General features: G+C 60.6%; 24 protein-coding genes. 1 reads left to right on the forward strand and 23 read right to left on the reverse strand.

Translation table 11 applies throughout. From position 1 onward, the window contains the following. Positions 1–78: 78 nt before the first annotated feature. From BLS75_RS11360 to trmJ, 22 genes are all read right to left on the reverse strand, one after another. Complete coding sequence (locus BLS75_RS11360; RefSeq protein ID WP_072450874.1) at positions 79–486, reverse strand: hypothetical protein; 408 nt, start codon at positions 484–486, stop codon at positions 79–81. A 94-nt stretch (positions 487–580) separates the two neighbouring features. Then, positions 581–1,372 (reverse strand): amidohydrolase, encoded by a 792-nt coding sequence (locus BLS75_RS11365; RefSeq protein ID WP_011063201.1) that lies wholly within the window; start codon positions 1,370–1,372, stop codon positions 581–583. Further along, entirely contained in the window at positions 1,360–2,508 is a 1,149-nt protein-coding gene (locus BLS75_RS11370; RefSeq protein ID WP_072450875.1) for a pyridoxal phosphate-dependent aminotransferase, read from the reverse strand. The genes BLS75_RS11365 and BLS75_RS11370 overlap by 13 nt, the downstream gene beginning before the upstream one ends. Before the next feature lie 186 nt (positions 2,509–2,694). Further along, the gene (gene der / locus BLS75_RS11375; protein WP_011063203.1) at positions 2,695–4,167 is read right to left on the reverse strand and encodes a ribosome biogenesis GTPase Der; all 1,473 of its coding nucleotides are present in this window, start codon (positions 4,165–4,167) and stop codon (positions 2,695–2,697) included. Between the two features lie 207 nt (positions 4,168–4,374). Next, positions 4,375–5,526: an outer membrane protein assembly factor BamB gene (bamB, locus tag BLS75_RS11380; protein WP_011063204.1), complete on the reverse strand. Its 1,152-nt coding sequence runs from the start codon at positions 5,524–5,526 to the stop codon at positions 4,375–4,377. Further along, positions 5,519–6,160, reverse strand: coding sequence for a tetratricopeptide repeat protein (locus BLS75_RS11385; RefSeq protein ID WP_011063205.1), 642 nt, complete (start codon positions 6,158–6,160; stop codon positions 5,519–5,521). Before BLS75_RS11385 ends, bamB begins: the two co-directional genes overlap by 8 nt. Before the next feature lie 40 nt (positions 6,161–6,200). Continuing rightward, entirely contained in the window at positions 6,201–7,490 is a 1,290-nt protein-coding gene (gene hisS, locus BLS75_RS11390) for a histidine--tRNA ligase (protein WP_072450876.1), read from the reverse strand. 23 nt (positions 7,491–7,513) lie between these two features. Next, positions 7,514–8,623: a flavodoxin-dependent (E)-4-hydroxy-3-methylbut-2-enyl-diphosphate synthase gene (gene ispG, locus BLS75_RS11395; RefSeq protein WP_011063207.1), complete on the reverse strand. Its 1,110-nt coding sequence runs from the start codon at positions 8,621–8,623 to the stop codon at positions 7,514–7,516. 3 nt (positions 8,624–8,626) lie between these two features. Then, a complete protein-coding gene (locus BLS75_RS11400; RefSeq protein WP_015636879.1) occupies positions 8,627–9,643 on the reverse strand; it encodes a RodZ domain-containing protein in 1,017 nt (338 codons plus the stop codon). Next, the gene (gene pilW / locus BLS75_RS11405; RefSeq protein WP_011063209.1) at positions 9,643–10,401 is read right to left on the reverse strand and encodes a type IV pilus biogenesis/stability protein PilW; all 759 of its coding nucleotides are present in this window, start codon (positions 10,399–10,401) and stop codon (positions 9,643–9,645) included. The genes BLS75_RS11400 and pilW overlap by 1 nt, the downstream gene beginning before the upstream one ends. Before the next feature lie 12 nt (positions 10,402–10,413). Next, complete coding sequence (rlmN, locus tag BLS75_RS11410; protein WP_011063210.1) at positions 10,414–11,562, reverse strand: dual-specificity RNA methyltransferase RlmN; 1,149 nt, start codon at positions 11,560–11,562, stop codon at positions 10,414–10,416. Between the two features lie 28 nt (positions 11,563–11,590). Then, positions 11,591–12,016: a nucleoside-diphosphate kinase gene (gene ndk / locus BLS75_RS11415; protein WP_011063211.1), complete on the reverse strand. Its 426-nt coding sequence runs from the start codon at positions 12,014–12,016 to the stop codon at positions 11,591–11,593. Between the two features lie 94 nt (positions 12,017–12,110). Continuing rightward, positions 12,111–12,311: a Fe-S cluster assembly protein IscX gene (iscX, locus tag BLS75_RS11420; protein WP_011063212.1), complete on the reverse strand. Its 201-nt coding sequence runs from the start codon at positions 12,309–12,311 to the stop codon at positions 12,111–12,113. A gap of 15 nt (positions 12,312–12,326) precedes the next feature. Then, positions 12,327–12,668: an ISC system 2Fe-2S type ferredoxin gene (gene fdx / locus BLS75_RS11425; RefSeq protein ID WP_011063213.1), complete on the reverse strand. Its 342-nt coding sequence runs from the start codon at positions 12,666–12,668 to the stop codon at positions 12,327–12,329. A gap of 3 nt (positions 12,669–12,671) precedes the next feature. Continuing rightward, a complete protein-coding gene (gene hscA / locus BLS75_RS11430; RefSeq protein WP_072450877.1) occupies positions 12,672–14,534 on the reverse strand; it encodes a Fe-S protein assembly chaperone HscA in 1,863 nt (620 codons plus the stop codon). A gap of 51 nt (positions 14,535–14,585) precedes the next feature. Next, a complete protein-coding gene (gene hscB, locus BLS75_RS11435) occupies positions 14,586–15,107 on the reverse strand; it encodes a co-chaperone HscB (RefSeq protein ID WP_011063215.1) in 522 nt (173 codons plus the stop codon). 8 nt (positions 15,108–15,115) lie between these two features. After that, positions 15,116–15,439 carry an iron-sulfur cluster assembly protein IscA gene (gene iscA / locus BLS75_RS11440; RefSeq protein WP_007929524.1) on the reverse strand — a complete coding sequence of 108 codons (324 nt, stop codon included), beginning with the start codon at positions 15,437–15,439 and terminating at the stop codon, positions 15,116–15,118. A gap of 42 nt (positions 15,440–15,481) precedes the next feature. After that, positions 15,482–15,868, reverse strand: coding sequence for a Fe-S cluster assembly scaffold IscU (gene iscU / locus BLS75_RS11445; protein WP_007929523.1), 387 nt, complete (start codon positions 15,866–15,868; stop codon positions 15,482–15,484). 94 nt (positions 15,869–15,962) lie between these two features. Further along, positions 15,963–17,177, reverse strand: coding sequence for an IscS subfamily cysteine desulfurase (locus BLS75_RS11450; RefSeq protein WP_015636881.1), 1,215 nt, complete (start codon positions 17,175–17,177; stop codon positions 15,963–15,965). A gap of 50 nt (positions 17,178–17,227) precedes the next feature. Further along, positions 17,228–17,719, reverse strand: coding sequence for a Fe-S cluster assembly transcriptional regulator IscR (gene iscR, locus BLS75_RS11455; protein ID WP_011063217.1), 492 nt, complete (start codon positions 17,717–17,719; stop codon positions 17,228–17,230). A gap of 240 nt (positions 17,720–17,959) precedes the next feature. Further along, positions 17,960–18,736, reverse strand: a complete 777-nt coding sequence (gene cysE / locus BLS75_RS11460) for a serine O-acetyltransferase (RefSeq protein WP_011063218.1) — start codon at positions 18,734–18,736, stop codon at positions 17,960–17,962. After that, entirely contained in the window at positions 18,736–19,509 is a 774-nt protein-coding gene (gene trmJ, locus BLS75_RS11465) for a tRNA (cytosine(32)/uridine(32)-2'-O)-methyltransferase TrmJ (RefSeq protein ID WP_019094261.1), read from the reverse strand. Before trmJ ends, cysE begins: the two co-directional genes overlap by 1 nt. 245 nt (positions 19,510–19,754) lie before the next feature. Between trmJ and suhB the strand changes: the two genes are divergently transcribed. Further along, positions 19,755–20,570, forward strand: coding sequence for a type III secretion system regulator SuhB (gene suhB / locus BLS75_RS11470; RefSeq protein ID WP_044464852.1), 816 nt, complete (start codon positions 19,755–19,757; stop codon positions 20,568–20,570). A 127-nt stretch (positions 20,571–20,697) separates the two neighbouring features. Here suhB and BLS75_RS11475 read toward each other — a convergent pair whose 3' ends face one another. After that, a complete protein-coding gene (locus BLS75_RS11475; protein WP_011063221.1) occupies positions 20,698–21,252 on the reverse strand; it encodes a glycine zipper 2TM domain-containing protein in 555 nt (184 codons plus the stop codon). Positions 21,253–21,313: the final 61 nt, after the last annotated feature.

Here is a 21,313-nt window from a genome sequence, read left to right on the forward strand (position 1 = left end):
GCCCCGAGGAGCTCGACTCCCCGGGGCCTTTTTTATGCCGGAACAGATAACACCAGCTAAATGTCAGCAACGACTGTTTCAGGCATGCACATCAACGCTGAACATGGCTTGCAGCAAAGCCGCCTGCAGCACCTGCAAGGTGCTGTTGGTCACGGCGATCTGCGCCTGGACTTCCATCACCTGCTGGGCTTTCTGTTCGTCGCTGGCCTGGCCCTTCTGCACGTTGGCCAATTGGGCCTGCTGTTCGGTCAGGGTTTTCTGGGTCTGCTCGATCTGTTTCTGCAGCGCCTTGACCGGATCACCACCGGCCTTTACCGCATCGATATTGGCATCGCCAGAGTTGACCCGCAGTTCCTTATCCTGACCGTCCTTGCTGTCATCCACCGGCGCCAACGGGCTGGTGCTGTTGCCTTCGGCTTCAGTCGAAGCAGTTTTGGGTGCCGACAGGGGGTAAGGATTGACGATGGTGGCAGTGATGGTAGTCATGATTGATTCCTCCTGAACTGATCCTGCTATCGGCCTTCACCCTCAAAGCTTGATATTCACAACCTGTAAAAAAGTGTGCCGTGCCGAAGCGATCCTAAGTGAACATGAAGGTATCGGCGTCGAGGTTCGCCGGAAAACGCGCACGGTAAGCCGCCAGTTCACCCGCGTTCAGGCACACCTGGAAGACGCCATCGGCCTCCCCGGCGCTGAGCAGGGTTTCGCCCTGATAGTCCAGAACCTGGCTGTCTCCGGTATAGGCAAAGCCCTTGCCGTCGGTGCCCACCCGGTTCACCGCCGCAACGTAGCAGAGGTTTTCAATGGCCCGGGCTGGCAGCAGGCGATTCCAGTGCAGGCGGCGGGCACCCGGCCAATTGGCGGTGTAAAGCAGCAGGTCGGTGTCCTGGGCGTCCCGGCTCCACACCGGAAACCGCAGGTCGTAGCAGATCAGCGGGCGAATACGCCAACCCTTGAGCTCGAACTGTACCTGCCGTTCCCCCGGCGTGTAGTGATTGTGCTCGCCGGCCATGCGAAACAAGTGGCGCTTGTCGTAGTGCCAGACCTCACCGTCAGGGCGCGCCCACAGCAAGCGATTGCGATGGCTGCCATCCGCTGCCTGGATTATCACGCTGCCGGTGATCACCGCATTCAGCTTCTTCGCCTGGCCACGTAGCCATTTGCTGGTAGGGCCATTCTCCGCTTCCGCGAGAGTCGCGGATTCCATGGAGAATCCGGTGGTAAACATTTCCGGCAGGATGATCAGATCTGCACCACGGGCCTGCTCCAGCAACTGCTCGAAATGCTCGAAGTTGGCCTGGCGGTCATGCCAGGCCAGGGTGGTCTGGATCAGGGCCAGATTCAGATCGGGTAATGCACTCAGATCACGCATAGTTTCTCCGCTGCTTGGCGCAACGTCTCCTCGCGCTTGGCGAAACACAGACGCACCAGGCGCTGCCCCTGGGGCGGCTGCTGATAGAACACCGACACCGGAATGGCCGCCACGCCGTGTTCGCGGGTCATCCATATCGCCATGTCGACATCATTCAAGTCTGGACGAATCTGCGAATAGTCCACCAATTGAAAATAGGTACCCGACACCCGGTTGAAGCTGAAGCGCGATGCGCTCAACAGATCGCAGAACAGATCACGCTTGGCCTGGTAAAAAGCCGGCAACTCTTCGACATGTTCCGGGTGCTCGGCCATGAAGTCCGCCAGAGCGTACTGCAAAGGCGTGACCCCGCAGAAGCTGACATATTGATGCACCTTGCGCAGCTCGGCGCTCAGGGCCGGTGGTGCAACCACATAACCGGTCTTCCAGCCGGTCACGTGATAGGTTTTACCGAACGAACTGACTACAAAGGCACGCTGATACAGCTCCTCATGGGCCAGCACACTGACATGAGGCACGCCATCGAACACCAGGTGTTCATAGACCTCGTCACTGACCAGGTAGATATCGCGATCACGGATCAACGCCGCCAGCTGCTCCAGCTCGGCCCGGCTGATCAAGGCACCACTGGGGTTGTGCGGCGAATTGAGGATGATCATCCGCGTGCGCGGACTCAGGGCTTCGCCGAGTTTCTGCCAATCGAGGGCAAAGCCCTGCCCTGCCAACGGCACATGCACACAACGCCCACCGGCCAGCTCCACCGACGGCTCATAGCTGTCGTAACTGGGGTCGAACACAATGACTTCGTCACCGCGCTGGATCACCGCCTGGATGGCACAGAAGATTGCCTGGGTCGCACCGGGGGTGATGGTCACCTCAGCGTCCGCATCGACCTGGACGCCATAGCTGCGGGCGATTTTCGCGGCGACCTGCTGGCGCAGTGCCGGTAGGCCAGTCATGGGCGCGTACTGGTTATGGCCATTGGCGGCATGCCAGCCAAGCGCATCACGCAGGGCTTGCGGGCCATCGAAATCAGGAAAGCCCTGGGACAGGTTGAGCGCTCCGGTTTCCACCGCGAGCTGGGACATTTGCGTGAAGATGGTGGTGCCGACATTCGGCAACTTACTGATGATCATGAGGATTCCCTGCTGAGCAGTCCGCACTACGGCGGCGCGGAGGTCCCCGAGAATAGCCCAAACGCCAGGCATGAAAAAGGGCGCCCGGGGCGCCCTCTTATCCACACAGATCCCGTAGGAACTGGCTTGCCAGCGAAGCTCTGAAGCAGGTCCGGAGCTTCACCGGCAAGCCAGCCCCTAAGCCGGTCAGCGCTTGTCGCGGCGCTTCTTGTCGGCCTTCTTGTGGTGCGACATCAAGCGACGCTTCTTGTTGACCTGGCGGTCGGTCAGCGTGTTCTTGTTGCCTTCGTACGGGTTCTCGCCGCCCTTGAACTCGATGCGGATCGGCGTACCTACCAGCTTCAAGACTCGGCGGTAGGTGTTTTCCAGATAGCGCACATAAGACTTGGGCACCTTCTCCACCTGGTTGCCGTGGATCACGATCAGCGGCGGGTTGGCACCACCCAAGTGGGCGTAGCGCAGTTTGATCCGGCGATTGTTGACCATGGGCGGCGCGTGCTCGCCAACGGCATCTTCGAGGATCTGCGTCAGGCGGCTGGTGGGCCAGCGGGTTACCGCCGACTTGAAGGAGTTCTGCACCGACTGGTAGAGGTTGCCCACACCGGTACCGTGCAGCGCCGAGATGAAGTGGATATCGGCGAAGTCGACGAAGAACAGCCGGCGTTGCAGCTCGGTCTTCACATAGTCGCGCTCGCTCGGCTGCATGCCGTCCCACTTGTTCAGGGCGATCACCAGGGCCCGACCGGCTTCCAGGGCAAAGCCCAGCAGGTTCAGGTCGTGGTCCACCACACCTTCGCGGGCGTCCATGACAAAGATCACCACGTTGGCGTCCTTGATCGCCTGCAGCGTCTTGACCACCGAGAACTTTTCAACTTCCTCGTGGATCTTGCCGCGCTTGCGCACACCGGCGGTGTCGATCAGGGTGTACTTCTCGTCGTTGCGCTCGAACGGGATGTAGATACTGTCGCGGGTGGTGCCGGGCTGGTCATAGACGATCACCCGGTCTTCACCGAGCATGCGGTTGACCAGGGTCGACTTGCCGACGTTGGGACGACCGATGATGGCGATCTTGATCCCGTCCTTCTCGCTCGGGCCCGGAATGCGCTTGGCTTCCTCACCCTCGGCAACGATCTCTTCCTCGCCTTCTTCCGGCTCGTCAGCGTCATCCTTGGGGAATTCGCTCAGGGCGATTTCCAGCATCTGGGTGATACCGCGGCCATGAGCACCGGCGATCGGGATGGCATCGCCCATGCCCAGCGGCGCGAACTCGGCGCGGGCCATGTCCGGGTCGATGTTGTCGACCTTGTTGGCGATCACGTAGGAAGTCTTGTTACGTTTGCGCAGGTGCTCGCCGATCATCTGGTCGGCCGCGGTAAACCCGGCCTTGGCGTCCACCAGGAACAACACCACATCAGCTTCTTCGATGGCCAGCAGCGACTGCTCGGCCATCTTTTCATCCATGCCATGCTCGTCACCGGAGATACCGCCGGTGTCGATCAGAATATAGGTACGCCCTTGCCACTTGGCCTCACCGTATTGGCGATCACGGGTCAGACCGGACAGGTCGCCGACAATGGCGTCGCGAGTCCGAGTCAGGCGGTTGAACAAGGTGGACTTGCCGACGTTAGGTCGGCCCACCAGGGCGATTACGGGAACCATGCGGCTCTCCACTGCGTTAATTCAGAAAATACAAAAGCCGCTGCGAGGCAGCGGCTGGTGCTCGGGGCAGCACTGTAGGAGCGAGCGTGCTCGCGATTAACTCCATGGCGCCGCGCTCGTCCAGCAAGCTGGCGTCACCTGGCATCCATCGCGAGCACGCTCGCTCCTGCAGTTCGCTTGGGGATCACCCCAAGCATAGTCAAACCATTACTTGATGGTCAGGGCTTCCAGTTTGCCGCTGTTGCCATACACATAAATCATGTCGCCCACCACCAGCGGACGAGCACGCAGACCGTCGCTATCGATGCGCGTACGACCGACGAAGCGACCGTCAACCTGGCTCAGCAGGTGCAGGTAACCTTCCAGGTCGCCCACGGCCACGTAGCTGGAGAAGACTTCCGGTGCCGACAGTTGGCGGCGAGCCAGGGAGTCGTTGCTCCACAGCGCGGTAGTCGAACGCTCGTCCACGCCTTCCACGGTACCCGAGGACAGGCTGACATAAACGCTGCCGAACCCTTGGGCCACACCGGCGTAGCTGGAAGCATCACGCTGCCACAGCGGACGGCCGCTCTCCAGGTCCAGGGCAACCACACGCCCCTGGTAGCTGGCAACGTACAGGGTGCCACCGGACAGCAGCAGGCCACCGTCGATGTCCACGACCCGATCCAGTTCGGAACGGCCTTGTGGAATGGCTACACGCTGCTCCCACACCGGCACGCCGTTGCGAATATCCAGCGCGACCACCTTGCCGGTGGAAAGACCGGCCAGGGCCAGACGGTTGGTTGCCAACGGCGCACTGGTGCCCCGCAGGGTCAACACCGCTGGAGTGCTGTCGTAGAGCCAGATCTGGTGACCGGTGCTGGCTTCAAGGCCAATCACGCGGTCGTCCTGAGTCTGCACCACCACCACGTCACCGTTGGTAGCTGGCGGAGCCAGCACTTCACTGGTCACACGGGCACGCCATTTCTCTTCACCGCTGGAGGCATCCAGGGCAACCACTTCGCCTTTCAGAGTGCCGATCATGACCAGCCCATAACCCACGCCAACGGCGCCGGAAACAGGCAGTTCGAGATCTTTCTTCCATTTGACGTCGCCATTCATGCGATCCATGGAAACCACCACGCCGGTCACGTCAGCGGCATAGATGGTGTCACCATCGATGGCTGGCACCAGCATGTTGTAGGTTTCGCCCTGACCGTCACCGATCGAACGGCTCCACTGCTTCTGCAGGACCACTTCTTCTTTGAAGTCGACCAGTTCCGCCGGTGGCAGTTCTTTCTTGCTGTTGCTGCTGCAACCCGCGGCCAACAAGGCCAGAGCCAGCAATGCTGCATGTTTCCAACGGATCACGTCATGCATCCCCTTTGGCCAGGTCGTCCAGCTTGATTTGTAGGCCACCGACTGCCGCTTCATCCGAGAGCGCCGCCTTGGCTTTTTGGTATGCCGCATGGGCTTCGTCCACACGGCCCAGCTGGACCAGCAGATCGCCCTTGAGTTCTTCACGAGTCGCCAGGAATGCCTTGTCGGCATCGCCGTCGAGCAGCTTCAGAGCCTCGTCGGCCTTGTTCTGCGCCGCCAGTACCTGTGCCAGGCGCTGACGCGCCACTTCACCCAGGGTCGGGTTGGCGGGCTTGTCGGCCACGGCCTTGAGCTGTGCCGCTGCATCGTCCAGCTTGCCGGTGTCTACTGCCACTTTGGCCACGAACAGGTTGCCGTACTGCGCGTAGGCAGTACCGCCGAACTCGCTGTTGAGCTTGCCCGCCAGGTCCGTAACACGAGCCGCATCAGGCTTGCCATCCGGCGTCAGGGTAGTTTCCAGCAGTTGCTGATAGAGCACCGAAGCGCCTTGCGACTGATTGTTCTGATACTTGTGCCAGGCTTGCCAGCCGAACACGATAACCAGGGCCAGCAGGCCGCCAGTCACCAAGGGTTTGCCGTTACGCTGCCACCAGTCTTTCAATTCCGCCAGCTGTTCATCTTCGGTACTCGACACCCCAATACTCCTTATTCGCTAAATCGGCTGTTTGACAGCTTCAACCCTGCACGACGCAGGTGGCCAGGTGCGCAGCGAGTGCATCCCAGGCAATGCTTTGTTGTTCGCCCTGGCCACGCAGGGGTTTGAAACCTACCACTTGCTGGGCCAATTCGTCGTCACCGAGGATCAGCGCATACAGCGCGCCGCTCTTGTCGGCCTTCTTGAATTGGCTTTTGAAGCTGCCAGCACCGGCATTGATCTGAAGACGCAGGTTCGGCAATTGATCGCGAACACGCTCGCTCAGCGCCAGAGCGGCCAGTTCGGCGGCCTCACCGAAGGCGCAGAGGTAAACGTCGACCTGACGCGAGATCTCTTCCGGGACCTGCTCCAGGGTTTCCAGCAGCAGCACCAGACGCTCGATCCCCATGGCAAAGCCAACGCCCGACGTAGGCTTGCCGCCCATCTGCTCCACCAGGCCATCGTAACGGCCACCGGCACAGACAGTGCCCTGGGCACCGAGCTTGTCGGTGACCCATTCGAAAACGGTCTTGCTGTAGTAATCCAGCCCACGCACCAGCTTGGGGTTGATCACATAGGGGATACCCGCAGCATCCAGGCGGGCCTTGAGGCCTTCGAAGTGCACGCGGGACTCTTCGTCCAGGTATTCGGCCAGCTTGGGCGCATCCACCAGCACGGCTTGAGTGTCCGGGTTCTTGGTATCCAGCACCCGCAGCGGGTTGGTCTTCAGGCGGCGCTGGCTGTCTTCGTCCAGCTTGTCCATGCGCGCCGACAGGAACTCCACCAGCGCGTCGCGATAGCGCGCGCGCGCTTCGGCGGTACCCAGGCTGTTGAGTTCGAGCTTGACCGCATCACGGATGCCCAGCTCGCCCCACAGGCGCCAGGTCAGCACGATCAGTTCAGCATCGATGTCTGGCCCGTCGAGGTTGAATACCTCGCAACCGATCTGGTGGAACTGGCGATAACGGCCTTTCTGCGGGCGCTCGTGACGGAACATCGGGCCGATGTACCACAGCTTCTGCACCTGGCCACCGCCGGTAATGCCGTGCTCCAGCACTGCACGGACACAGGCAGCGGTGCCTTCCGGACGCAAGGTGAGGGAGTCGCCGTTGCGATCTTCGAAGGTGTACATCTCTTTTTCGACGATGTCGGTCACTTCACCGATGGAGCGTTTGAACAGCTCGGTGAACTCAACGATCGGCATGCGGATCTGCTTGTAACCGTAGTTATCCAGCAGGCGCGCCACAGTACCCTCGAAATAACGCCACAGGGGCGTCTGCTCGGGCAGGATGTCATTCATGCCACGAATGGCTTGCAGAGACTTGCTCACAAAAAATCCTTAAATACGTTCGGTTAGCCGCGAGCGATCAGCGCTGCGTCGGCCTCGACCTTTTCGGCCGCCTTCTGCCGGATCAGCTTTTCAAGCTCGTCCACCAGATTGTCATTGGTCAGTTTCTGTGCCGGCTTGCCATCGATGTAGATCAGGTTCGGTGTACCACCGGTCAGGCCGATGTGCGCCTCTTTGGCTTCACCCGGGCCGTTGACCACGCAACCGATCACTGCAACATCCAACGGCACCAGCAGGTCTTCAAGCCGTCCTTCCAGTTCGTTCATGGTTTTCACCACATCGAAGTTCTGCCGCGAGCAGCTCGGGCAGGCGATGAAGTTGATGCCACGGGAACGCAGGTGCAGGGACTTGAGAATGTCGTAGCCGACCTTCACTTCCTCGACCGGGTCGGCCGCCAGCGAAATGCGAATGGTATCGCCAATTCCTTCGGCCAGCAGCATACCGAGGCCGACGGCGGATTTCACTGTGCCTGAACGCAAACCACCGGCTTCGGTGATCCCCAGGTGCAGGGGCTGGATGATTTCCTTGGCCAGCAGGCGGTAGGCCTCGACGGCCATGAACACGTCCGAGGCTTTCACGCTGACCTTGAAGTCCTTGAAATTCAGGCGTTCCAGGTGTTCTACGTGACGCAGCGCCGACTCCACCAATGCAGCCGGGGTCGGTTCGCCGTATTTTTTCTGCAGGTCTTTTTCCAGGGAACCGGCGTTGACCCCGATACGGATCGGGATCCCGCGATCACGGGCAGCATCCACCACCGCGCGTACCCGGTCTTCACGACCGATATTGCCCGGGTTGATCCGCAGGCAATCGACGCCCAGTTCGGCCACGCGCAGCGCGATCTTGTAGTCGAAGTGGATGTCGGCCACCAGCGGTACCTTGACCTGCTGCTTGATCCGGCCGAACGCCTCGGCGGCGTCCATGTCCGGCACCGAAACCCGCACGATATCGACACCGGCGGCTTCCAGGCGGTTGATCTGGGCGACGGTTGCGGCCACGTCGTTGGTGTCGCTGTTGGTCATGCTCTGCACCGCAATCGGGGCATCGCCTCCGACCGGTACCGAGCCGACCCAGATCTTGCGGGATTCGCGACGCTTGATTGGAGATTCGCCGTGCATGACTTATTGACCTAACTTCAGGCGAGCAGTCTCGCCACTGGTGAACGGGGCGATATCCACCGCCTGACCGTTGTAAGTGATTTGTGCGCCACGGGCATAGCCCAGACGTACGGCAAAAGGCGGCTTGCCGCTGACATCGACATTTTCACCCTTGCGCTTGAGGGCGCTGAGCAGAACCTTGCCGTTGGCATCGATGACCTGGGCCCAGCAGTCGGCACTGAACTGGATCTGTACCTGGCCCGCGCCTGCAACTGCAGTTGCCGCTGCGCTGCCCGGTGCAACCGCAGCAGCAGGCGCGGTCGGCGTGACAGGCGCTTGTGCCACGGCAGCCGGTGCGACAGGCGCCGGAGCCGGCGCGTTGTGCACGGGAGCTGCAGGGACGGACGCAGTGGCAGCCGGCGCCGGAGCGGTCGAAACGGCTGGGGCGGCAGGAGTTTCGCTCGCTGCCTGGCCTTCGCTTTGAGCGGCATTGTCCAGCGCTTCGCTCTGCCCCTCGGCAACCGCCTGGTCTTCGGGCTCGTCGATAGGATGAATCTGGGTAGTGCCGTCGGCGCCTTCGACCTCGACATGCTCGGGGCTCAGGGAGACCGGCTCCTTGCCGCGCTGGGAGGACTGATCCTGCCACCAGATGAAACCGCCACCAACCACCGCCACCAGCAGCAGCAAACTGACAATGCGCAAGATAGTGTGGGAAACCCGCACCGGCTCTTCGATGCGCCCCAGGGCATGGACGCTGCTGCCCTGGGAGTCGGTACCGGTGTATTGATCGAACTCCTGGACCAGTACCGCCTGATCCATGCCCAGCAATTTGGCGTAGGCACGAATATAGCCACGGGCGAAAGTGTGCCCCGGCAGCTTGTCGAAGGCGCCAGCTTCCAGGTTGCTCAGGGAGCTCACGGTGAGGTTGAGTTTGTGGGCCACTTCGGCCAGCGACCAACCATTGCTTTCGCGGGCCTGACGCAGGGTCTCACCGGGGTTTACGCGAGTCACTGCTTGAACTTCGGGATGGGCCGCTTTCATCATTGCTCCGACAGGTATTGCTGATATTCCGGCGTACCGGGATAAAGTCGTTTTAGTTGCAGACCGTAACTGGCGGCCTTGTCGCGATCTTCGAACACCGTTGCCAGCCGAACGCCGAGCAATAGACTACGTGCATTTTGCTCGCCGAGCAGGCTAAAACGATCGTAATAGTCGCGCGCGGGCACATAATGCCTGTCTTCGTAAGACAACTCAGCCATTTCCAGCAATGCACGGGGCTGTTGATGATTGAGACGCAAGGCCTTTTCCAGCTGCAGCTGGGCCAGATCACGCTGGCCGAGCCTTGAAGCGGTCATGCCGAGGTTTTCAAACACTCGGGAACGTTCGGGGTACAGAGTATCAGCAGCGGCTTGCTCAAAGCGCTGATAAGCCTCTTTGTAACGTTTTTCCTGGAACAGAAAGCTGCCGTAGTTATTGAGGATCCGGGCACTGTCCGGACGCGCCGCCAGGGCCTGGCGAAAATGCTCGTCGGCCAGGGCCGGTTCCATCTCGGCCTGGAACACCAGTGCCAGGGCAGCATTGGCGTCGGCATCGGCGGGGGCCAGTTCCAGGGCTTTCTTCAGTGGCACCTTGGCCCGCTCGCTCATGCCCTGCTGCAAGTAGCCCAGGCCCAACTGCACATAGGCCTCGCGCGCCTCGTCGCGCCCCTTGCTGGTGTTCATCGGGTTGGAATCACCCGACAGAACACAGCCAGCACACAGGCTGGCAACAAGCAGGAGCAGCGCAAAGCGCAGGGCCATGGAGATCCTCTCTCAGGTACGGGTTGCGGCGCTTTGCGGCATATCGGCGTCGGCGCTCAACTCACGCACGGCGATATAGCGTTCGCTACGACGGGTGCGGTCCAGCACCTGCCCGACCAACTGACCGCAGGCGGCATCGATGTCTTCACCACGCGTGGTGCGCACGGTGACGTTGAAACCGGCGTGATGCAGCTGGTCCTGGAAGCGACGAATGGCATTGTTGCTCGGACGCTCGTACCCGGAATGCGGGAACGGGTTGAACGGGATCAGGTTGATCTTGCACGGTACATCCTTGAGCAGCTCGATCATCTCCACCGCGTGCTCAAGCTTGTCGTTGACGTCTTTGAGCAGGGTGTACTCGATGGTCAGCACACGCTTCTCACCCAGGGCCGACATGTAGCGCTGGCAGGACTCGAGCAGCATCTTCAGCGGGTACTTCTTGTTGATCGGTACCAGCTGGTTGCGCAGCGCATCATTGGGTGCGTGCAGAGACAACGCCAGCGAGACGTCGATGTGCTTGGCCAGCTCATCGATCATCGGCACCACGCCGGAGGTCGACAGGGTTACACGGCGCTTGGAGATACCGTAGCCCAGGTCGTCCATCATCAGGTGCATGGCAGCGATGACGTTGTCGAAGTTCAGCAGCGGCTCACCCATGCCCATCATCACCACGTTGGTGATGGCACGGTCGACGGTCGCCGGGACGCTGCCAAAGGATTTGTTGGCAATCCACACCTGGCCGATGACTTCGGCGGCGGTGAGGTTGCTATTGAAGCCTTGCTTGCCGGTGGAGCAGAAACTGCAATCCAGGGCACAGCCCGCCTGGGACGAAACGCACAGAGTGCCGCGCTTGCCCTGGGGAATGTAGACGGTCTCGACGCAGCTGCCGGACGCCACGCGCACCACCCATTTACGGGTGCCGTCGCTGGAGATGTCCTCGCTGACCACTTCCGGACCGCGAATCTCGGCAACAGCCTTGAGCTTTTCGCGCAAGGCCTTGCCGACATTCGTCATGGCGTCGAAATCATCGACGCCAAAGTGGTGAATCCATTTCATTACCTGACCGGCACGGAAACGCTTCTCCCCGATTGAGTCGAAGAATTTCTCCATTTCCGGTTGAGTAAGCCCCAACAGGTTAGTTTTGCCGATCGATGCAGTCATGGTTTCACCTCTCACGCGCAAGCCTTACTCAGCGAGCGGTTACTTCAGTAGCTGCGAAGAAGTAAGCGATTTCGCGAGCAGCGGCAGCTTCGGAGTCCGAACCGTGAACGGCGTTGGCGTCGATGGACTCGGCGAAGTCAGCACGGATGGTGCCGGCAGCAGCTTCTTTAGGGTTGGTAGCGCCCATCAGCTCACGGTTGCGAACGATGGCGTTTTCGCCTTCCAGAACCTGAACAACAACCGGGCCGGAAGTCATGAAGGCAACCAGTTCGCCGAAGAAGCCACGCTCGCTGTGCTCAGCGTAGAAGCCTTCAGCTTCAGCCTTGGACAGTTGCTTCATTTTCGAAGCTACAACGCGCAGGCCGGCTTCTTCAAAACGGGAAACGATCTTGCCGATAACGTTTTTTGCAACAGCGTCAGGCTTGATGATGGAGAAAGTACGTTGAACAGCCATGGTGTAACTCCAGAAACGGTGATTAAAGCGAAAAATTAAACCCGCGAATTATACGCGGGTTTATAGGGATTGCCTAACTGCGTAGCCCGCGGATTCAGTCAGCTTCGTCGATCCAGGCGGCCTGAATTGCTTCAAGAACCTTCTCGCCTCCGCGAGCCGGATCGTCGCTGAACTCCGGCAGTGCCAGAACCCATTGGTGCAGATCGACAAAGTTCACATAACGCGGATCCACATCCGGCTTGGACTCAGCCAGTTGGATCGCGATTTCCAGTACATCAACCCACTTGAGGCTCATGCCAGTTCCTTGAAATCAGTGCGGCGCTTCGGCTGCATGGTTGAGCGAGTATTTTGGAATTTCGACGGTCAGGTCTTCATCGCCGACGATGGCCTGGCAGGACAGGCGCGACTGCGCTTCCAGGCCCCAGGCCTTGTCCAGCAGGTCTTCTTCCAACTCGTCAGCCTCGTTCAGCGAGTCGAAGCCTTCGCGAATGATGCAATGGCAGGTGGTGCAGGCACAGACGCCGCCACAGGCACTTTCGATCTCGATGTGGTTGTCGTGCGCCACCTCGAGCACCGAGACGCCAGGCTCGACCTCTACAACCAGGCCGTCCGGACAGAACACGGCGTGTGGCAGAAAAATGATCTGCGGCATCAGTTATTCCTCGATTTCATTCAGGTTGCGCCCCGCCAGCGCGGCTTTCACCGTCGAATCCAGGCGTCGGGCAGCAAAGGCATCGGTCACTTGCGACAGACGCTTGGTCTGCTGCTCGATGGCGTAACCATCGGTGCCACGCATCAATTCACTCAATTCCTGCATCTGCAGCTCGATGACCATGCGTTCTTCGGCGTCCAGCAGACGCTCGCCATCGGCGTCCAGGGCACCTTGCACCGCCTCGATCAGGCGCTGAGCATCAACCTGCTGCTCGCGCAGTACTCGGGCCACCTTGTCGTCGCCGGCGTACTGGAAGGAATCCTTGAGCATCTTGGCGATCTCGCCGTCGGTCAGACCGTAGGATGGCTTGACCTGGATGCTGGCTTCGACGCCCGAACCCAGCTCTCGCGCAGAAACGCTGAGCAGGCCATCGGCGTCGACCTGGAAGGTCACGCGGATCTTCGCCGCACCGGCCACCATCGGTGGGATGCCGCGCAATTCGAAACGCGCCAGGGAGCGGCAGTCGCTGATCAGCTCGCGCTCGCCCTGCAGCACATGAACCATCATGGCCGTCTGGCCATCCTTGTAGGTGGTGAAGTCCTGGGCACGGGCAACCGGAATGGTGGTGTTGCGCGGAATCACCTTCTCCATCAGCCCGCCCATGGTTTCCAACCCCAGGGACAGCGGAATCACGTCCAGCAGCAGCAATTCGCCGCCTTCGCGCTTGTTGCCGGCCAAGGTATCGGCCTGGATCGCGGCCCCAATGGCCACCACTTGATCCGGATCGATCTCGGTCAACGGCTGGCGACCGAACATTTCAGCCACCGCCTCACGCACACGCGGCACACGGGTCGAACCGCCCACCATGACCACCGCCTGCACCTCATCCAATTCGACATTGGAGTCGCGTACAGCACGACGACAGGCCTTGAGGCTGCGGGCAACCATCGGCTCGATCAGGGCGTCGAAGGCGTCGCGAGTCAGGGCGGCACGCCAATCGCCATACACCACTTCCACGGACGCGGCGCCGGTCAAGGCTTCCTTGGCCGCACAAGCGGCTTGCAACAGACTGCGCTGGGTACCCGGGTCGAGGTCGGCGGACAGGCCCGCGCCCTCGATGATCCAGCCGGCAATGGCGTGATCGAAGTCATCGCCGCCCAGGGCAGTATCGCCACCGGTAGCCAAGACTTCGAAGACGCCGCCGGTCAGGCGCAGAATGGAAATATCGAAGGTGCCGCCACCCAAGTCATAGATCGCCACCACGCCTTCGGCATGCTGATCCAGACCATAAGCCACAGCCGCCGCGGTCGGCTCGTTGAGCAGGCGCAGCACATTCAGGCCGGCCAGCTTGGCCGCATCCTTGGTGGCTTGACGCTGGGCGTCGTCGAAATAGGCAGGAACGGTGATGACCGCACCTACCAGCTCGCCACCCAGGGCCGCCTCAGCACGCTGACGCAATACCTTGAGCACTTCAGCCGATACCTCCACCGGGCTTTTCGGCCCCTGGATGGTCTCGATGAACGGCATGTGCGACTCGCCCTCGACGAAGCGATAGGGCAGTTGCTCACCCAGCTGCTTGACGTCGGACAGGCCGCGCCCCATCAGGCGCTTGACCGAAAGCACGGTATTCAAAGGGTCGGTAGGTGCAGCCAGGCGGGCAGACTCGCCCACCTCGACGCGGTCGGCGTGATAACGCACCGCGGACGGCAGAATCACCTGCCCCTGCGCGTCGGCCAGCGGCTCGGAAAGACCACTGCGCAAGGCAGCGACCAGCGAATTGGTAGTGCCCAAGTCGATCCCCACAGCCAGACGACGCTGGTGCGGTTGAGGACTTTGGCCGGGTTCGGCGATCTGCAGTAGGGCCATGCTTATCTGGACTTATCTGTATATCAGGCGTGCGACCGGAGCGGCACTGGGTTAATCGTCGAGGCGCTCTTCTAACTGGCGCACTTCGTAGGTGAGCTTGTCGAGGAACTGCATGCGCCGCATCAGGCGCTCGGCCTGCTCGCGTTGCGCTGCATCATCCCAACAGGCTGCGAAGCTTTCATTCAGTTCATCCTGGGCTGTCTTGAGCCGACGCTTGAATGCCGCCACTCCGGCCAGGTCGGCGCTGTCCTGCAAATCCTCGAGTTCTTCGCGCCATTGCATCTGCTGCAGAAGAAACTCCGGATCATGCACCGTGACTTCCAACGGCAACTCGCCGCCATTCAAAGCCAGCAGGTAACGGGCGCGCTTGGGCGGGCTCTTGAGGGTCTGGTAAGCCTCGTTGAGGCTTGCCGACTGCTCCAGGGCCAGGCGCTGCTCGCGCTCGGAAGCATCGGCAAAACGGTCTGGATGAACCCCACGCGCCAACTCGCGGTAGCGCGCGGCCAACTGCTCGAGATCCAGGCGGAAGCTCGGTTGCAGCTCAAATAAAGCGAAATGACAAGGAGTACCCACGACAAGCCTCAGATGTTGAAGCTTTCGCCGCAGCCACACTCACCGCGCACGTTGGGGTTGTTGAACTTGAAGCCTTCGTTCAACCCTTCCTTAACGAAATCAAGTTCGGTGCCGTCCAGATAGGTCAGGCTTTTCGGATCGATGATCACTTTCTCGCCGTGACTCTCGAATACCTGATCGTCCTCGCCAATCTCGTCGACGAACTCCAGCACGTAGGCAAGGCCGGAACAGCCCGTGGTGCGAACACCCAGACGAATCCCATCACCCTTGCCGCGCCCGTTGAGGGAGCGTCGCACGTGTTGAGCAGCCGCTTCTGTCATGCTGATAGCCATCGTGACTCCTTACTTGTCGCCAAATCTGTGAAAGCCGATCGGTCAGATCAGGCCTTTCTTCTGCTTGTAGTCGCGTACGGCGGCCTTGATGGCGTCTTCGGCGAGTACCGAGCAGTGAATCTTCACGGGAGGCAGGGCCAGCTCTTCAGCCAGCTGGGTGTTCTTGATGGTTTCGGCTTCATCCAGGGTCTTGCCCTTCATCCACTCAGTGGCCAGGGAGCTGGAAGCAATGGCGGAACCGCAGCCATAGGTCTTGAACTTGGCGTCTTCGATGATGCCCTGCTCATTGACCTTGATCTGCAGGCGCATCACGTCGCCGCAGGCAGGAGCGCCGACCATGCCGGTGCCGACATCCGGATCTTCCGCGTTCATCTTGCCGACGTTGCGCGGGTTCTCGTAGTGGTCGATGACCTTTTCGCTATAAGCCATGATTCTTAATCCTCACTCATCAGAGAGTCGCTCTTGGGTTCTGCAAATCGCCGTTATCGGTACGCTCTACAGAACCCTGTGCGGCGACTTATATTCAGTGCGCCGCCCACTCGATCTTCGAGATATCGACGCCATCTTTGTACATGTCCCATAGCGGCGACAGAGCGCGCAGCTTGGTAACGGCTTCGCAGACTTTCTGCGCCGCGTAATCGATTTCTTCTTCGGTGGTAAAGCGGCCAAAGGTGAAGCGGATCGAGCTGTGAGCCAGCTCGTCGTTGCGACCCAGGGCACGCAGCACGTAGGAAGGCTCCAGGGAGGCCGAAGTACAGGCCGAACCGGAAGACACTGCCAGGTCCTTGAGGGCCATGATCAGCGACTCGCCTTCAACGTAGTTGAAGCTCAGGTTCAGGTTGTGCGGTACGCGGGCAGTCATGCTGCCGTTGATGTACAGCTCTTCCAGGTGCTCGACCTGCTTGTAGAAGCGGTCGCTCAGGGCCTTGATGCGCAGGTTCTCGGCAGCCATGTCTTCCTTGGCCACGCGGAAGGCTTCGCCCATGCCGACGATCTGGTGAGTAGCCAGGGTGCCGGAACGCATGCCGCGTTCGTGACCACCGCCGTGCATGGTGGCTTCCAGGCGCACCCGCGGCTTGCGGCTGACGTACAGCGCGCCGATCCCTTTCGGGCCGTAGGTCTTGTGGGCGGAGAAGGACATCAGGTCGACCTTCAGGGCCTGCAGGTCGATGTCGACCTTGCCGGTGGACTGGGCGCCGTCGACGTGGAACAACACGCCCTTGGAGCGGGTCAGTTCGCCGATGGCAGCGATGTCGTTGATGGTGCCGATCTCGTTGTTCACATGCATGATCGAAACCAGGATGGTGTCGTCACGCAGGGCTGCTTCGACCATGGCCGGAGTGATGAGGCCGTCTTCGCCCGGCTCGATGTAGGTCACTTCGAAGCCTTCACGCTCGAGTTGGCGCATGGTGTCCAGGACAGCCTTGTGCTCGATCTTCGAGGTGATCAGGTGCTTGCCCTTGGTGTGGTAGAAATGCGCGACACCCTTGATTGCCAGGTTGTCGGATTCGGTAGCACCGGAAGTCCAGACGATTTCACGCGGGTCGGCGTTAACCAGGTCGGCCACTTGGCGACGGGCGTTTTCCACCGATTCTTCGGCTTTCCAGCCAAACACGTGGGAGCGGGACGCCGGGTTACCGAAGTTCCCGTCGACCAGCAGGCATTCACTCATTTTCTGCGCGACGCGCGGATCAACCGGGGTGGTCGCTGAGTAATCAAGGTAAATCGGCAATTTCATGGACTCTCTCCTAAATCAGGCTGGCTGGCGTGCCGCTAGCTCTTTGGCTGTCATTCGACGGCGGACGCTTCAATCTTGTCCAGGCGCGGCGCCTTGCCATTACAACGGCGCTGGTCCTGACGCTGGGCTACTTCTTGCACCTCACGGCGAGTGACAAGGTCAGCCAAGCTGATACCGCTTAGAAATTCGTGGATCTGCAGGCTCAGATCGCACCACAGGTGGTGCGTCAGGCAGGTGTCGCCGGCATGGCAATCACCCAGCCCCTGGCATTTGGTTGCATCGACCGATTCGTTCACCGCATCGATCACCTGGGCCACCTGGATCCCCTGCATGTCGCGGGACAGCTGATAGCCGCCACCAGGACCCCGGACGCTGGACACCAGATTGCTACGGCGCAACTTGGCGAAAAGCTGTTCGAGATAGGACAGGGAAATGCCTTGGCGCTCGGAGATATCGGCCAGGGAGACCGGGCCATGTTGCGCGTGCAACGCCAGATCAAGCATGGCGGTCACGGCGTATCGGCCTTTAGTAGTCAGTCGCATGGACAAGTACCACGGAGTTTCGGAATGGAGGCGAGTATGCAATACCCGAGTAATCAGGTCAACTATAAGACCAACTACTTTAGTCGGATTTACCCGCAAAAGAGCGCGCGAATCATAGCAAAGTCTGCGACGTAATGGCACAGCGCGATGGCAACAACTGACCTGCGGGTCGCTTATGGCCTCTCGGGGGCTTTTTCGCCGGCAAACCGGCTCCTGCAGGAGAAGCCGGTTTGCGGGGCATCAGCCGACCTGGCTGTCGCCCTTGCCCTTGACTTCAGCAAAGTCTTCTTCACGCAGGGCAGGCAAGTCCTTGGCGCAGTAGTCACTGCCCAGATCCTTCAGCGCGCCACACATCCCCTCCAGACGACCATCGACCGCTTGCAGGTGATCAAGCAACTGACCAATGGCCCGCGCCACGGGGTCAGGCATGTCTTCGCTGACGCCATAGGCATCGAAGCCGAGCTTTTCGGCCATGGCCTTGCGCTTGGCTTCCTGCTCATCATTGGATTTCATGATGATCCGCCCCGGAATCCCCACTACGGTCGCACCGGCCGGCACCGCCTTGGTCACCACGGCATTGGAACCGACCTTGGCCCCGGCCCCGACCGTGAACGGCCCCAGCACCTTGGCGCCAGCCCCCACCACCACACCATCTTCCAGGGTCGGGTGGCGCTTGCCTTTATTCCAACTGGTGCCACCCAGGGTCACCCCCTGGTAAAGCGTGACGTCATCACCGATCTCGGCGGTTTCGCCAATGACGATGCCCATTCCATGGTCAATAAAGAAGCGACGACCGACCTTGGCCCCCGGATGAATCTCGATCCCGGTCAGCCAGCGCCCGAAGTTCGAGACCAGCCGCGCCAGCCACTTCCAGCCCATCCCCCACAAGGCGCCGGACAGGCGATGGATCCAGATCGCATGCATCCCCGGGTAGCAGGTCAGCACCTCAAAGGCGTTGCGCGCTGCCGGGTCACGATGGAAAACACTTTGGATATCTTCACGCAGACGTTCGAACATCACTGATCCTTCCGCTTCTGTAGCTCCCCACGAGCCGCTTTCTGGGTTTCCGTGAGGATGCCTCGCAATATATTCATTTCCGCCCGGCTGACCGAGCTGCGACCGTACAACCGACGCAAGCGCGCCATCAAGTGTCGAGGTTTCTCCGGATCGAGGAAGTCGATGGCCACCAGGGTTTGCTGCAGGTGCTCGTAGAACCGCTCCAGCTCATCCATGGTTGCCAGCTCATCACTGCGCGGCGACGCCACCTCATCCTTCTCCACCTTGCTCGGCTGGCCCTGGGCTGCCAACCAGGACATGCGCACTTCATAGGTCAGCACTTGCACCGCCGTGGCCAGGTTCAACGAGCTGAACTCCGGATCCGACGGGATATGCACATGGAAATGACATCGCTGCAGCTCGTCATTGGTCAGGCCGGAATCTTCACGACCGAACACCAGAGCGATCTGCGCCCCCTGCCCGGCCTCCTCCACGACCTTGAGGCCCGACTCGCGGGGATCCAGCAGCGGCCAGGGAATGCGCCGATCACGAGCGCTGGTGCCGAACACCAGGGTGCAACCCGCCAGAGCATCCTCCAGCGTCGCCACCACCTGGGCATTTTCGAGAATATCGGTGGCACCAGAAGCCCGCGCATCCGCCTCATGGGACGGAAATACCCGCGGCTCCACCAGCACCAGCCGCGACAAGCCCATGTTCTTCATGGCACGCGCAGCCCCGCCGATATTGCCCGGATGACTGGTATTGACCAGGACGACACGAATGTTCTGCAGCAAGGGAGGCGCTCTCGGACACGGGAAGGGGGAGCAAATATTACAGAACAGGCTGCACCACCGCCTCAAAAATAACCATCTGCCAATTCCGCTGCCTTATTGAGAGCCCGCGATAGGAGCGCCCGATACCCGCCGAGGAAATGCGCCACACAGCGGATCAATGCAATCAAAGCGAACGCCGACCTTCATCTGCAAAAGTTTTCTGCTAGAATGCTCGGCTTTCTTTAACAACCTTAGGTGACCTATCCATGCAGCCAATGCTGAATATCGCGCTGCGCGCCGCCCGCAGCGCCAGTGAATTGATTTTCCGCTCCATCGAGCGCCTGGATACCATCAAGGTCGACGAAAAAGACGCCAAAGACTACGTATCCGAAGTTGATCGCGCTGCCGAGCAGAAGATCATCGACGCGCTGCGCAAAGCCTACCCGACCCACGCCATCCTCGGCGAAGAAACCGGCCTGCACGCCGGCAGCGGCGAAGGCGAAGACTACCTGTGGATCATCGACCCACTGGACGGCACCACCAACTTCCTGCGCGGCATCCCGCACTTTGCCGTGAGCATCGCCTGCAAATACCGTGGCCGCCTGGAACACGCCGTGGTTCTGGACCCGGTTCGCCAGGAAGAATTCACCGCCAGCCGTGGCCGCGGAGCCCAGCTGAACGGTCGTCGCCTGCGGGTCAGCGGCCGCACCAGCCTCGACGGCGCCCTGCTGGGCACCGGCTTCCCCTTCCGTGACGACCAGATGGACAACCTGGACAACTACCTGGGCATGTTCCGCGCCCTGATTGGCCAGACTGCCGGCATCCGTCGCGCTGGCGCAGCAAGCCTGGACCTGGCCTACGTCGCCGCCGGTCGCTTTGACGCCTTCTGGGAATCGGGCCTGTCCGAATGGGACATGGCAGCAGGCGCCCTGCTGATCCAGGAAGCCGGCGGCCTGGTGAGCGACTTCACCGGCGGTCACGACTTCCTGGAAAAAGGCCACGTCGTGGCCGGCAACACCAAATGCTTCAAGGCAGTCCTGACCGCCATCCAGCCGCACCTGCCGGCTTCGCTGAAGCGCTAAGCACCAGCGACAAAAAAGCACCCCGAGGGGTGCTTTTTTTATGCCCGCAATTGCCGTAGAAGCCTGTTTGCCGGCGAATGGGACCTTGAGATCGCCTTCGCCGGCAAACAGCCCCTGCAGTTGAGGGTTACTGGCCGGGCTGATTCTGGTTCTGACCGAGAATCAGGCGCCCTTCTTTATCCACCGGAATCTGGTTGCCCGGATCCCGATCCATACGCACCTGGCCCTGCTTGCCACCCAGGTCGTACTTCACGTCATAACCAACGATCTTGTCACTGATGTCATTGACCGTGTTACAGCGAGTCTGGGTGGTGGTGTAGGTATCACGCTCCTGCATGCCTTCCTGCACCTTGTTCCCCGCATAGCCCCCACCAACAGCACCGGCAACCGTGGCGAGTTTCTTGCCATTGCCATTACCGATCATGCTGCCCAACAGGCCACCGCCCACTGCGCCAGCCACGGTGCCCAGGATCTGATGCTCATCCTTGACCGGGCGCTGCCGGGTCACGGCGACGTCCTTGCAGACTTCCCGCGGGGTCTTGATCTGTTGCTTGACCGGCTGAACGGCCAGCACTTGCGCATACTCAGGGCCGCTTTTAACCAGGCTGTAGGTGGCAACAGCACCCCCGGCGGTGACACCGACAGCACCCAATACCGCACCAACCAGCAACGACTTGTTCACGTGAACCTCCTGACCATACATGCGGGTCAAAAGCCCGCGCTTCTCCCAGCCTTGGAGCAAA

This window comes from Pseudomonas sp. NFPP12 (assembly GCF_900103205.1).
GTDB lineage: Bacteria > Pseudomonadota > Gammaproteobacteria > Pseudomonadales > Pseudomonadaceae > Aquipseudomonas > Aquipseudomonas protegens.